Annotated in this window: 13 protein-coding genes and 1 tRNA gene; 8 read left to right on the plus strand and 6 right to left on the minus strand. The window is 58.9% G+C overall.

Annotation, left to right across the window (positions count from 1 at the left end; all coding sequences use genetic code 11):
• Positions 1-15 precede the first annotated feature (15 nt).
• Both JKA62_RS27905 and JKA62_RS27910 read left to right on the plus strand, forming a co-directional pair.
• Entirely contained in the window at positions 16-2,160 is a 2,145-nt protein-coding gene (locus JKA62_RS27905; protein ID WP_011333221.1) for a 3-hydroxyacyl-CoA dehydrogenase NAD-binding domain-containing protein, read from the plus strand.
• 95 nt (positions 2,161-2,255) lie between these two features.
• Positions 2,256-2,978: an amidotransferase gene (locus JKA62_RS27910; RefSeq protein WP_011333222.1), complete on the plus strand. Its 723-nt coding sequence runs from the start codon at positions 2,256-2,258 to the stop codon at positions 2,976-2,978.
• A gap of 39 nt (positions 2,979-3,017) precedes the next feature.
• Here the strand turns inward: JKA62_RS27910 and JKA62_RS27915 are convergent, their stop codons facing one another.
• From JKA62_RS27915 to JKA62_RS27925, 3 genes are all read right to left on the minus strand, one after another.
• Positions 3,018-3,989 carry a magnesium and cobalt transport protein CorA gene (locus tag JKA62_RS27915; RefSeq protein ID WP_011333223.1) on the minus strand — a complete coding sequence of 324 codons (972 nt, stop codon included), beginning with the start codon at positions 3,987-3,989 and terminating at the stop codon, positions 3,018-3,020.
• Between the two features lie 134 nt (positions 3,990-4,123).
• The gene (locus tag JKA62_RS27920) at positions 4,124-4,846 is read right to left on the minus strand and encodes a 1-acylglycerol-3-phosphate O-acyltransferase (RefSeq protein ID WP_041475519.1); all 723 of its coding nucleotides are present in this window, start codon (positions 4,844-4,846) and stop codon (positions 4,124-4,126) included.
• Between the two features lie 216 nt (positions 4,847-5,062).
• Positions 5,063-5,752, minus strand: a complete 690-nt coding sequence (locus tag JKA62_RS27925) for a crotonase/enoyl-CoA hydratase family protein (RefSeq protein WP_011333225.1) — start codon at positions 5,750-5,752, stop codon at positions 5,063-5,065.
• Positions 5,753-6,059: 307 nt separating this feature from the next.
• Here JKA62_RS27925 and JKA62_RS27930 point away from each other — a divergent pair.
• Together JKA62_RS27930 and JKA62_RS27935 are read left to right on the plus strand one after the other, a co-directional pair.
• Positions 6,060-6,149, plus strand: a tRNA-Ser gene (locus JKA62_RS27930).
• A 152-nt stretch (positions 6,150-6,301) separates the two neighbouring features.
• The gene (locus JKA62_RS27935; protein ID WP_007959944.1) at positions 6,302-6,622 is read left to right on the plus strand and encodes a YbjQ family protein; all 321 of its coding nucleotides are present in this window, start codon (positions 6,302-6,304) and stop codon (positions 6,620-6,622) included.
• A 42-nt stretch (positions 6,623-6,664) separates the two neighbouring features.
• Here JKA62_RS27935 and JKA62_RS27940 read toward each other — a convergent pair whose 3' ends face one another.
• The gene (locus JKA62_RS27940; RefSeq protein ID WP_011333226.1) at positions 6,665-6,943 is read right to left on the minus strand and encodes a hypothetical protein; all 279 of its coding nucleotides are present in this window, start codon (positions 6,941-6,943) and stop codon (positions 6,665-6,667) included.
• 242 nt (positions 6,944-7,185) lie between these two features.
• On the opposite strand from JKA62_RS27940, the gene JKA62_RS27945 reads away from it, so the two are divergent.
• The 4 genes from JKA62_RS27945 (at position 7,186) to JKA62_RS27960 (ending at position 8,904) form a co-directional block, all read left to right on the plus strand.
• Positions 7,186-7,374: a hypothetical protein gene (locus JKA62_RS27945; RefSeq protein ID WP_041475182.1), complete on the plus strand. Its 189-nt coding sequence runs from the start codon at positions 7,186-7,188 to the stop codon at positions 7,372-7,374.
• 308 nt (positions 7,375-7,682) lie between these two features.
• Positions 7,683-8,051 carry a hypothetical protein gene (locus tag JKA62_RS27950; RefSeq protein ID WP_011333227.1) on the plus strand — a complete coding sequence of 123 codons (369 nt, stop codon included), beginning with the start codon at positions 7,683-7,685 and terminating at the stop codon, positions 8,049-8,051.
• Positions 8,052-8,188: 137 nt separating this feature from the next.
• On the plus strand, positions 8,189-8,617 hold the full coding sequence (locus JKA62_RS27955) for a glycine zipper domain-containing protein (protein WP_011333228.1): 429 nt from the start codon (positions 8,189-8,191) through the stop codon (positions 8,615-8,617).
• A gap of 122 nt (positions 8,618-8,739) precedes the next feature.
• Entirely contained in the window at positions 8,740-8,904 is a 165-nt protein-coding gene (locus JKA62_RS27960) for a hypothetical protein (RefSeq protein ID WP_181457919.1), read from the plus strand.
• Between the two features lie 146 nt (positions 8,905-9,050).
• On the opposite strand, the gene JKA62_RS27965 is transcribed toward JKA62_RS27960, so the two are convergent.
• The gene (locus tag JKA62_RS27965; RefSeq protein ID WP_011333230.1) at positions 9,051-9,431 is read right to left on the minus strand and encodes a hypothetical protein; all 381 of its coding nucleotides are present in this window, start codon (positions 9,429-9,431) and stop codon (positions 9,051-9,053) included.
• Positions 9,424-12,005, minus strand: a 2,582-nt coding sequence (locus JKA62_RS29090; RefSeq protein WP_201820452.1) for an RHS repeat-associated core domain-containing protein, incomplete at its 5' end; no start/stop codon positions are given. The genes JKA62_RS27965 and JKA62_RS29090, both read right to left, overlap by 8 nt.

Below are 12,005 nucleotides of genomic sequence, written 5' to 3' on the forward strand. Positions count from 1 at the left end.
CCAAGGAATCCTGTCATGACCCAAGCCATTCGTTACGAAAAAGGCCAGGACGGCATCGTCCTCCTGACCATCGACATGCCGGGCCAGAGCGCCAACACCATGAACGCGGTGTACCGCGAGGCCATGGCCGACAGCGTCGCCCGACTGCTGGCGGAAAAAGATGACATCGCCGGGGTGATCATCACTTCGGCCAAGAAAACCTTCTTCGCCGGTGGCGACCTGAATGAACTGATCAAGGTCGGCAAGCCCGAAGCCAAGGCCTTCTACGACATGGTGCTGACCCTCAAGGGCCAGTTGCGCACCCTGGAAACCCTCGGCAAACCGGTGGTCGCGGCGATCAACGGCGCGGCACTCGGCGGTGGCTGGGAAATCTGCCTGGCCTGCCACCACCGCGTTGCGTTGGACGATGCGTCGGTGCAACTCGGTTTGCCGGAAGTGACCCTCGGTTTATTACCGGGCGGCGGCGGAGTTGTGCGCATGGTGCGCATGCTTGGCATCGAAAAGGCTTTGCCGTATCTGCTTGAAGGCAAGAAAGTCCGTCCGCAGCAGGCGTTGCAGGCAGGTTTGATCGATGAACTGGCGGCGGATCGCGATGAGCTGCTGGCCAAGGCCCGGGCGTGGATTCTGGCCAATCCTGCGGCCGTGCAGCGTTGGGATGTGAAGGGTTATCAGATTCCCGGCGGCACGCCATCCAATCCGAAAGTTGCGCAGATGCTGGCGATTGCGCCGTCGATCCTGCGCACCAAAACCCAAGGCACGTTGCCGGCACCGGAGAAGATTCTTTGCGCGGCGGTGGAGGGCGCGCAGGTGGATTTCGACACGGCGCACCTGATCGAAACCCGCTACTTTACCGTACTGACCACCGGCCAGATCTCGAAAAACCTGATCGGCACCTTCTGGTTTCAGCTCAATGAAATCAATGCCGGCGGTTCGCGGCCGCAGGGTTTTGCGCCTTATGTGACGAAGCGTGTGGGCGTGCTTGGCGCCGGAATGATGGGGGCGGGAATCGCGTACGTCAGCGCTGTGGCCGGAATCGATGTGGTGCTCAAGGACATCAACCTTGCTGCTGCCGAAAAGGGCAAGGCGCATTCGGCGGCGCTGCTGGATAAAAAAGTCGCTCGTGGGCAAATGTCTGCGCAGCAGCGTGAAGCGGTGCTGGCGCGTATCCAGCCGACCGAAAGCGATGCCGATCTGGCAGGTTGCGATCTGATCATCGAGGCGGTGTTCGAGGATCGTCAGCTCAAGGCCAAGGTCTCGGCGGCAGCGCAACAGGTGGTCGGCGCCGATGCTGTGATTGCTTCCAACACCTCGACCTTGCCAATCACTGGCTTGGCGACTGCGGTACCGGATCAAAGCAAGTTCATCGGCCTGCACTTCTTTAGCCCGGTGGAAAAGATGCCGCTGGTGGAAATCATCAAGGGCGCACAAACCAGCGACGAAACCCTCGCACGCGGGTTCGATTTCGTACTGCAAATCAAGAAAACTCCGATTGTGGTCAACGACAGTCGCGGCTTCTTCACGTCGCGAGTATTCGGCACCTTTACCAATGAAGGTATTGCGATGCTGGGTGAGGGCGTCAGTGCGCCGATGATCGAGACCGAAGCGCGCAAGGCCGGGATGCCTGTCGGGCCGCTGGCGATCTCTGACGAAGTTTCCCTCAGCCTGATGAGCCATATCCGTCAGCAAACGGCCAAAGACCTTCAAGCAGAAGGGAAAGCGCTGATTGAGCACCCGGCGTTCGCCGTGATTGACCTGCTGCTCAACGAATACAAGCGGCCGGGCAAGGCAGCGGGAGGCGGTTTTTATGAGTACCCGGCGGGTGGGCAAAAACATCTGTGGCCCGAACTGAAAACCCGTTTCGAGAAAGCCGACGGGCAGATTTCGCCGAAAGATGTGCGTGACCGGTTGCTGTTCGTGCAGGCCATCGAAACCGTGCGTTGCGTGGAGGAGGGTGTACTGACGTCGACGGCGGACGCCAACGTCGGCTCGATCTTCGGCATCGGTTTTGCGGCATGGACGGGCGGCGCGTTGCAGTTCATCAACCAATATGGCGTGAAGGACTTTGTCGCCCGGGCGCAGTACCTGGCGGAGCAGTACGGTGAGCGTTTCGCACCGCCTGCGCTGCTGCTGGAAAAAGCCGCGAAGGGCGAATTGTTCTAACGGGGCGGGGACGCATTTCGGGGCTTGCCTTGCCGGGTGGTTTCAAGGCAGGCTCTGGGGTGTGCATTATTCCCATCACGTGTCAGGTATTTTTTATGTCGCTACGCATCTGCATTCTGGAAACCGACATCCTGCGTCCGGAACTGGTCGATCAATATCAGGGTTACGGGCAGATGTTCCAGCGCCTGTTCTCGCAACAGCCGATCGCCGCCGAGTTCACGGTGTACAACGTGATGCAGGGCGATTATCCGAGTGATGACCTGACCTTCGATGCGTATCTGGTCACCGGCAGCAAGGCTGACTCGTTCGGCACTGACCCGTGGATCCAGACCCTCAAGCAATACCTGCTGACCCGCTATGAGCGCGGCGACAAACTGCTCGGCGTGTGCTTCGGCCATCAACTGCTGGCGCTGCTGCTGGGCGGCAAGAGCGAGCGTGCTACACAGGGTTGGGGCGTCGGCATTCACAATTACAAACTGGCGGCCAAGGCACCGTGGATGAGCCCAGTGCGTGAAGAGCTGACGCTGTTGATCAGCCACCAGGATCAGGTCACGGCACTGCCGGAGAACGCGACGGTGATTGCTTCCAGCGATTTCTGCCCGTTCGCCGCGTACCACATCAACGATCAGGTGCTGTGTTTCCAGGGGCATCCGGAATTCATTCACGACTACTCGCGGGCGCTGCTGGATCTGCGTCAGGAAGCGCTGGGCGAGCAGGTGTACAGCAAGGGCGTGGCCAGTCTGGAACATCAGCACCACGGCACCACCGTTGCGGAATGGATGATGCGTTTTGTGGCGCACAAGCCGACCGCTGCTTGAATCCAGGCGCCCCCGTGTTTTGCACGGGGGCGTTTTTTCTTATAGCCAGCCCGATTTCTTGAAGCTCGCCCACAGGCTCACGCAGCCGACCGTGATAAAGCCCAATACACCGAAATAGCCGTAGTGCCAGCTCAGCTCCGGCATGTTCTGGAAGTTCATCCCGTAGATCCCCGCCACCGCCGTCGGGAATGCCAGAATCGCCGCCCAGGCAGCGAATTTGCGCTGCACCACGCTCTGCCGTGACGCCTCCAGCAACACGCCGATTTCGATGGTCTGGCTGGCGATGTCGGCCAGGGTGGTCAGGTCTTCCATCTGCCGGTTCACGTGGATCTGCACATCACGGAAGTACGGTCGCATGTTCTTGTCGATGAAGGGGAAGCTCAGCTTCTGCAGTTCCTCGCCGATTTCCACCATCGGCGCGGCGTAACGGCGCAGGCGCAGGACGTCGCGACGCAGGCCGTGCAGCTTCTGGATATCGTGCTCATTCAGCGCGCTGCACAATACGTTGCGTTCCAGCTCATCAATCTCGGCATGGATCGCTTCGCCCACCGGCTGATAGTTTTCGATCACGAAATCCAGCAGCGCATACAGTACGAAATCTTCCCCGTGCTCCAGCAACAATGGCCGCGCCTCACAGCGCTGGCGGACGTGGGCGTAGGACGCCGAGTGACCGTTGCGGGCGGTGATGATGTAGCCCTTGCCGGCGAAGATATGGGTTTCGATGAACTGCAGAATCCCGTGTTCGCGCACCGGCGAGTAGGTGACGATGAACAGCGCATCACCGAAGGTTTCGAGCTTCGGCCGGCTGTGTTTTTCCAGGGCGTCTTCGATGGCCAGTTCGTGCAGGTTGAACTGGCGTTGCAGGTTGGAGAGTTCCTGGGCGTTCGGCTCTTCGAGGCCGATCCAGACGAAGTGGCCGGTCTTGGCGGCCCAGGCCGCGCCTTCGTCGAGGGAAATATTGGTGACTTTCTTACCGGCGCTGTAAACCGCAGCAGCAACAACTCGACCCATGGTGGTGATTCACTTCTTCTTGGCAGATGGCAGGAGAGACATGGCTTCAGCTTAGCCGTGTCGCTGCTTGAGAGTCAGTGAAATCTGCACAGTTCAGCGGGCAAAAGAAAACCCGCACAGGGCGGGCTTCTTTTTCACGCGGCTTGCAGCTGCCGATCCATCGCATCGATGCATTCGCGCATCTGCTCGCGGCATTGGTTGATGAGCATGGGCATGTCGTCCATGGTCAGGCCGGCCGTAGGAATCGCCGGTAGTGAGCGTATAAGAATTTTCCCGCTGTGCCAGCGGTTCAGGCGCATGTGCTTGATGTAGCTGCTGACACACACCGGAACGATCGGCACCCCGGCGGCAATGGCCATCTGGAAAGCGCCTTTCTTGAACGGCAGCAGTTCTTCACCCAGGTTGCGGGTGCCTTCTGGAAAGACCCAGATCGAGGTGTCTTTGTGCTGCAAGGTGTCGGTGGTGGTCAGCATCGACTGGCGCGCCTTGTGCGCGTTCCCACGATCGATCAACACATTGCCCGCCAGCCAGAACAGCTGCCCGAACAGCGGTACCCACTTCAGGCTTTTCTTGCCGATGCACACGGTACGATGCGGCACCACGTTACCGAACACGAACAGGTCGTAGTTGGACTGATGGTTGGCGATGATCACGCAGCTGTCGGGTTTGTTCATTAGCGCGCCAACATCGGCCTTCACCCGCAGACGCAAAATGCACATGGCCGGCAGTGCATAGAGACGGGCACACAGGCGACTGTTGTCCGGATTAAATGGCCGGCACAGCCCGAGGATCACTCCGAGTATCCCCGCCAGAATAAAGTGCAGGCCCATCAATAACATACGAAACACAAACAGCATTTTCAGGCCCATCGGGACAAAAGGTGGCGCAGTGTACGGATGTGCACTGTTTTCGGCAATTGCCGCTATAGAGTCTGGAGATGGGCGATGTTTAAGCGCATGTTTCCGACTTGTTGGTCAGAGGCGTCCTAGAGCTGCTGCGGAGTTTTCAACGGGGCGTGCAAGAAAAAGCCCGACACGACGGTCGGGCTTTTCTGAATCGGTATGAGCCGGGTGTCAGCCCAAGTGTTCCTGATCCTGGATGATTGCGTTGTCCAGGGTTTCCAGCAGCGCCTTGCGCACTTTCAGCTTGGTGTTCTTGTGCGCGGTCATGTTGATCTTCTTCAACTGACGCGCGGCGGCGAGGGCAGCGCCTTGCAGTTCTTCGGCTGCGACCACTTTGTCGAGGAAGCCGGCATCCACTGCACTTTGCGGATCGAACATCTCGCCGTTGATCACCGAGCGGTGGAAGGCCGAGCGACGCAGGCGATCACGGGCCAGCTCGATGCCGGCGTGGTGCATGGTCATGCCGATCTGCACTTCGTTCAGACCAATGCTGAACGGGCCGTCGACACCGATCCGATAGTCGGCGGACAACAGAATGAACGCGCCTTTGGCCACGGCATGCCCCGGGCAAGCAACGATTACCGGGAACGGGTGCGACAACAGGCGACGGGCCAGGGTCGAGCCGGCGGTCACCAGCGACACGGCCTCTTTAGGGCCAGCAGTCATCACTTTCAGGTCATAGCCGCCAGAGAGAATGCCTGGCTGACCGGTGATGATCACAATGGCACGATCCGCCACCGCCTGATCCAGCGCCGCGTTGAAGGCCGCGATCACGTCCGGGGAAATGGCGTTGACCTTGCCGTTGCTCAGGGTCAGGGTCGCGATACCGTCTTCGAGGTGGTAGGCAATCAGGTCGCTCATGGCGCAATTCCTTGTAAGAAAGATGGGCAGACGTTACCCACCGTCGCCGGTCAGGTAAAGCACTGTGACTGACCCACCGGTCACCCTTGAGCGGCTTATCCGCCGCAACGTGCCCCATGGCAAACGCCTCCACACCTATATAGAAGGGCCGTGCTCACCCGAGATTGGCCGGATTGCCATGGCTCTGCGGTGGCGGAAACGACTTTATCTCTTAACCGCATGAAAATTCTGAAAAAAAGTTTGCCATCAGAAAAGCTTTCGACTACATTAGCGCGCCTCGACAGACAGAACATGTTTGAAGAGATACGGTGAAGTGTCCGAGTGGCTTAAGGAGCACGCCTGGAAAGTGTGTATACAGGAAACTGTATCGAGAGTTCGAATCTCTCCTTCACCGCCAAATTCGATGTAAACAAAACCCCTGGTTTCGAGAGAAACTAGGGGTTTTGTGCATTCTGGCGTTCGGTTTTTTTTGGTCACAGAGATCGGTTCGGCTTCCTTTGGCCAGGCATTACAATCGCGGTTTATCCGGCAAGTAAAAGGACGACTTCCATGATCATTTCCACCACCCACTCCATCGAAGGCCGGCAGATTACGGCGTATCTGGACATCGTCAGTGCCGAGTCGGTGCAGGGCGTGAATGTGATCCGCGATATGTTCGCGGGCATGCGGGATTTTTTCGGTGGGCGTTCGCAGACGCTGGAGCGGGCGTTGAAGGAGGCGCGTGTTCAGGCGACTGACGAGATCAAGGAGCGCGCGCGGGCCTTGCAGGCGGATGCGGTGGTCGGGGTGGATTTCGAGATCAGCATGCCGGCAGGGAAGGGGGGCATGGTTGTGGTGTTTGCTACCGGTACGGCGGTCAAGTTGCGCTGAGGCTTGTGAGCCCATTCAAAGGAATGGGCTCTTTGCTGACAATCAGCCCTGTGGTTTGAGCAGGACAGTGCCTTTCGAATCGTAGGTCAGTGGTGTATCGATCGCGACGAGAGGCGGGGTATCGCCCGGCTGAGCTGGTTGGGCCGGGTCCGGGTGGTAGATGACGCCAGGCTGCAACGGGCTCGGTCCGGTCGGTTGCTTGATGACGATTTCGCCCGAAGCGACTTTTTCCTTGAATTTCTCTGCCCCGGCTTTGCCGGCGGCGATCTGTTCATCCGTGAGCTTTACAACGGGCAGTGTCGGGAATCCTTTGATTTCCATGTTCTCTCCTTGAGATTGATTGCGTAGGAAAAAGGGCAGCGGCCGGTCGCCGGGAATCTTTAGCCGCGTGAGACCAACGGTTCGTCCTTGTGTTTAATTTCCGTGGGCCATTCGTCGGGCTCCGGGTGATCTGAACCACAAGTCCAGGAATGACCGGCTAGTCTCAAAAGTCTTGGAGGTCGATATTTTTTCAGGCAAAAGGGTTTGCCGGTGTCGGCCCGCATTTGGAAAGGGGTGAAGAGATGACTGATCCGTACATCGAAGACGACGGGGCTGAGTTTTCATTCAACAATTGCGTGCGCTGCGGCCAGACGGAGTATCAGGCCGGATTCGGTGAGGATCCGGTGCAGACCGGCAAGATCAAGTCGACAACCCCCAAGGGGCCTAAAGCAAAATTTCTGCCCAAGGTGACGGCACGTTCCAGGAAGTAATCCGGATGCCACACAGCCCCGCCATTGAGCGGGGTTTTTGTTTCTTTTATTTGAGAAATGCCCTACAGAAATTGCAAATTCGTTTGGTTTCTTTCACAAACTTTTCACACCCGGCTGGGTAGGGTGAAGCCATCCGTTAGAAAGCAAGTCTCCAGCCCGTCTCCCCAGCGGGCTTTTTTTTGCCTGCCATAAAACCTTTTCCATAATTGCTGTCCAATCGGCGCCAAGTGCGCGGCGACGCTGGACATTGCCGCGGCAACAGCATTCAATCTGCGCCCTTTTTTATTCCTTCTGTTGAGGTTCTCGTCATGCGTTTAACTCTGCCTGCTCTGGTTCTGGGGCTTCTGGTTGCTCAAGGTGCAATGGCTGGCGACGGTACCGCCGCACTGGGTGGCGGTCTGGGCGGCGCGCTGGGTAACGTGGTTGGCCAGAAAATGGGCGGCAGCAACGGCGCGGCCATTGGCGCTGGCCTGGCCGGCGCGGCTGGCGGTGCGTTGGCAGCGAAGAAGGGGGCCCGCACAAAGGCGGCCATTGGCGGTGGTGTCGGTGCGGCGGGTGGTTCGATCATCGGCAACAGCCTGGGTGGCAAGAACGGCGCGACTATCGGTGCCGGCCTGGGCGGCGCTGCTGGCGGCGCAGTGGGCAGCAACTTGTCCAAGGGGCACAAGCGTCACTGATTGCGAATGCATGTCTGAAAAGGCCCGACTTTATGCCGGGCCTTTTCGTTGCTGAACGTTTTACCCGAATTCGCCTCCAATGCCACATAGCCCACTCCGCGGGCGAACCGTCCCGATCCGGGACCTGTGAGGTCTGTATGCGCTCGACTTTAACTGCAACTGCGTTGGTTATAGGACTGCTCGTGGCTCAAGGCGCCATGGCTGCCGGCGATGGTTCCGCGGCTGTCGGTGGTGGGCTGGGCGGTGTACTGGGCAATGTGGTCGGCGGCCAGCTCGGCGGCAGCACCGGTGCTGCGGTGGGTGCCGGCGTTGGCGGTGCGGCCGGTAGTGCCGTCGGAGCGAACAAACGCAATCGCACGGAAGCCGCCATTGGCGGTGGCCTCGGCGCCGCAGGCGGTTCAGTGGTCGGCAACAGCCTCGGCGGCTCCACCGGTTCAACCATCGGCGCAGGGTTGGGTGGCGCGGCGGGTGGCGCGGTCGGCAACAACCTGGGTGACGATGGCGGCAAGTCGCACTCCGGCGGTGGTCATAAGCACAAGTACAAACACAAGAATCGTCATCGTTGAGTGACCGCCTCTACGGAAACCCGGCTTTATGCCGGGTTTTTTGCGCCTGCGCGTCATGCGCTGGAACGAATGGCGACCATACTTTTCGAACGTTTACACATTTGAGATTAATGAGGTGCGCCATGACCCCCGAAACCGAAGGCAAGGAAGAAAAAGGCCCGAGCGGATTGCCGTTTATCAATGATCCTGGGAATGAAGATCCGGGGTCATTGATGGATGATGCGACGGTTCCGCTTTTGGACGGTGAGGAGGAGCTTGAGTATGAGGATTTTGATGATGATGAGTGATCGGTCACTCGCTTCGTTGAACGTGGCACGCGCCTACTGAACAGCTTTATCCTCCTGAAACTCAATGTGCCGCAGCTAATTGGTCAACGCTGACTTCCCTGTCCGCACCAATACCCGTGAAGCAGCGGTCTAACCCCTGCCATTCGCTATCGAACAAACGAAACATCAATTCTGTCCGCGTTAATTTTGACAAATTGCCCATTCAGATGTGGGAATTCGTAGTGGATATCCTGATCAGTAAAATCGACTAACGACCGGAAAACTTCGCCATCCAGGTAGCCATAAATCTCACAGGGGAATCCACTACCGAGCATCTTGATCTGCGCTTTTTCGCATTGTGCAGGTGATACACATTCTTCATCAGATAGCACCATTTCGAACTCAACTTCGTAAGTTTTTCCCACCTCAATTTCTGAAGGGCTATAGCTCACGAAGCATCTGACCGCTGCGCCCTCCACGACCAGCAAAATAGCTTCTTCTACATACGGATCTATTTCTACAACCAATGCTTTGTACGTCTTAGTCATGAGCAGGCCTCACTGTTTTATCTCGTGCATCACCATTGATTGTCCGCCAAAACTCTTTTCCACTTTTGGTATGTAGAGTCGTAATTTCATCATTGGTGTTGGTGCCAACGAAAGCGAATTTCGCTTCACCTTTTCGGTTAGTCCCCATCAACTGAATATACCCTGCTCGCACCTCTCCCTTGTATAAGTACTCCACACGCGTGCCTTGATTCACAACGCCTCGCGCGGTGAGTAAGTACTCTTCATTGCTCATCGCTTTAAATTCGGCGCCATGCTTTTCAAAATGCCCGGCAAGCTTTTCATCACTCCCAAAATTTTCGGGTCGAGATTTTGGCTTCGGAATCAGCGGTTCACCTTCGTCAACAACCGAACCGCTCACCCCATCCGGCACCGGACATCCCGGCTTATTCGGCGGCGGACAGTTGGAGCTCAACCCCAACGGATCCACCCACCCCGTCGGATTCGGCACGTACCGGTACTGATTCAACCCACCCGCCAACTTCACCGGATCCGGCGTCAGGTACCGGCCCACGTCCGGGTCGTAATACCGGTGCCGGTTGTAATGCAGCCCGCTTTCGTCATCGAAATATTGCCCCTGAAAGCGCAGCGGCTGGTTCAGGTAGTCCTCGGTCGCGAGCTCCAGCGAGGTGACCTTGCCGTAGGCGCTGTATTTGGCTGACCAGACGATGTCGCCGCTGTAGTCGGTCAACTCCTGCGGGGTGCCGAGGTGGTCGAGTTGGTAGTAGAACGGGCAGGCGCGTTTCGGGCCTCTGCCGTCGAGCATCGCCAAGGGGCGAAAGGTGCCGGGTTCGTAGATGAAGCTGCGGTGCTGTTCCTGGCTGCTTTCGGCGATCAGGTGGTCGCCTTGCCAGAAGAATTCGGTGGTCTGGCCGTTGACGGTTTTGCGGATGCGCCGGCCGAAGGCGTCGTATTGGTAGGTCGCGCTGGTGCCGTCGGGACGGGTCAGGCCGATCAGGCGGTGCTGGCTGTCGTAGCGGTATTCGGTGACGAGGGTTTGCGCGCGGCCACGGCGTTCGCGGATCAGGTTGCCGAAGGCGTCGTAGTCGTAGTGGCGGTCGCCCTGCATTTGCAGGCGGTTGCCTTTGATCTGCGTCGGGCCGGGGCGGTCCTGCATCAGCAGGTTGCCGGCCGGGTCGTGGGCGAAGGTTTCCGGCAGGTCGTCACGGGTGTGGCGTACGCGGATCAGCCGGTCGAGGGCGTCGTACGTGTAGCTGCGCTGGCCGTGGCGGGTGTCGGCGATGTGTTCGAGGTTGCCGTTGGCGCTGTAGGCAAAGTCGCGGCGGTACAGCGCGCTGCGTTGATGGCCTACGGCGTGGGCGCGTAAGCGGCCCTGTTCATCGTAGGCATATTCGCTGAGCAGCAGGCCTTGCTGGCGCTGTTGTTCGCGGCCGCTCTGGTAGACGTGACGGGTGAGCAAGGCGCCGTTGAGGTCGATCGCGGTCAGCGCGCCGCCCTTGGCGTAGTGATAATCGAGCTTGCTGTTGTCCGGCAGGCGCATCCGGCTTAGCTGGCCGCAGGCGTCGTAGGTGTAACGCAGGGTGCCCCAGCCCTGATGCTCGCGCACCAGCCGGTCCTGCAGGTCATATTCGAAAGCCAGCGGGTGATCCTGGCCATCATCCACGCCGACCAAACGGCCTAAACGGTCATAGCGATAGCTGACCTCGACCCCGTCCGGCAGGGTCTTGAGCAGCAGACGCCCAGCAGCATCACGTTGATAGCCGGTGACCAGCGTCGAGCCGTCGTCGCCGAACTCGGTCTTCTCCAGCAGGTGGCCGTTGCGGTCGTAGGCATACGCCGTGCGCCGCCCATCAAAACCGGTTTCCTGTCGGATCAGTCCGGTCGGCGTGTAGTCCAGCCGATATTTTTCGCCGGACTCGTTCTCGATCTCCGTGAGCAGCAGTTGCGCATGGTCGTAGCGGTACTGGACTCGTGTACCGTCGGGGTTGATCCGCCGGCTGACCAAATGCAGGTCATCGTCATATTCGTAGCGGGTGATGCGCCCCAGTTCATCGCGTTCGGCGGTGATCTGGCCGTAGGCGCTGTAGGACCAGGCGCGGGTGGCGCCATTCGGCGAGGTGGTCTGGATCAGCCGGCCAACGGCGTCCCAGGCGTGACGGGTGACCGCGCCATGCTCGTCCTGCGCCGTAATCCGCCGCCCTAGCGCATCGTAGGAAAACTTGCGAACCCCACCGTCCGGCAGACTTTCTTCGACCAGTTGGCCCAGGTCGTTCCACACGAACACATGCCGACCCGAATCCGGATAACGGATCGACAGCAACCGGCCCTGTGCATCGTGGTGGTAATGGGTGACATGGCCGTCCGGGTCGACCGCTTCGGTGATGTCACCCTGGGCATTGCGCCGGTACGTCCACACCGCATCGCCACGTGAACGACTGTGCAGGAAACCGTTGCGGTACTCGTAGGATGTCGGCGCATCGTCCGGCGGAATCAGCGCGATCAGCCGTCCGGCATCGTCGTAGCGGTATTCGGTGACCGCCCCCAGCGCATCCTGCTCGGCGACCAACCGACCTTGCGCGTCATAGGCCTTGAGCT

Origin of the sequence: Pseudomonas sp. B7, from assembly GCF_016735645.1 — a bacterium.
Classification (GTDB): Bacteria; Pseudomonadota; Gammaproteobacteria; order Pseudomonadales; family Pseudomonadaceae; genus Aquipseudomonas; species Aquipseudomonas glycinae.

Bases quoted from the DNA above. Each gene is read 5' to 3' on its own strand.
- JKA62_RS27920 (WP_041475519.1), bottom strand. From the start codon at position 4,846: ATGCTGTTTGTGTTTCGTATGTTATTGATGGGCCTGCACTTTATTCTG.
- JKA62_RS27965 (WP_011333230.1), bottom strand. From the start codon at position 9,431: ATGACTAAGACGTACAAAGCATTGGTTGTAGAAATAGATCCGTATGTA.
- JKA62_RS27945 (WP_041475182.1), top strand. From the start codon at position 7,186: ATGACTGATCCGTACATCGAAGACGACGGGGCTGAGTTTTCATTCAAC.
- JKA62_RS27940 (WP_011333226.1), bottom strand. From the start codon at position 6,943: ATGGAAATCAAAGGATTCCCGACACTGCCCGTTGTAAAGCTCACGGAT.
- JKA62_RS27910 (WP_011333222.1), top strand. From the start codon at position 2,256: ATGTCGCTACGCATCTGCATTCTGGAAACCGACATCCTGCGTCCGGAA.
- JKA62_RS27960 (WP_181457919.1), top strand. From the start codon at position 8,740: ATGACCCCCGAAACCGAAGGCAAGGAAGAAAAAGGCCCGAGCGGATTG.
- JKA62_RS27950 (WP_011333227.1), top strand. From the start codon at position 7,683: ATGCGTTTAACTCTGCCTGCTCTGGTTCTGGGGCTTCTGGTTGCTCAA.
- JKA62_RS27935 (WP_007959944.1), top strand. From the start codon at position 6,302: ATGATCATTTCCACCACCCACTCCATCGAAGGCCGGCAGATTACGGCG.
- JKA62_RS27925 (WP_011333225.1), bottom strand. From the start codon at position 5,752: ATGAGCGACCTGATTGCCTACCACCTCGAAGACGGTATCGCGACCCTG.
- JKA62_RS27915 (WP_011333223.1), bottom strand. From the start codon at position 3,989: ATGGGTCGAGTTGTTGCTGCTGCGGTTTACAGCGCCGGTAAGAAAGTC.
- JKA62_RS27905 (WP_011333221.1), top strand. From the start codon at position 16: ATGACCCAAGCCATTCGTTACGAAAAAGGCCAGGACGGCATCGTCCTC.
- JKA62_RS27955 (WP_011333228.1), top strand. From the start codon at position 8,189: ATGCGCTCGACTTTAACTGCAACTGCGTTGGTTATAGGACTGCTCGTG.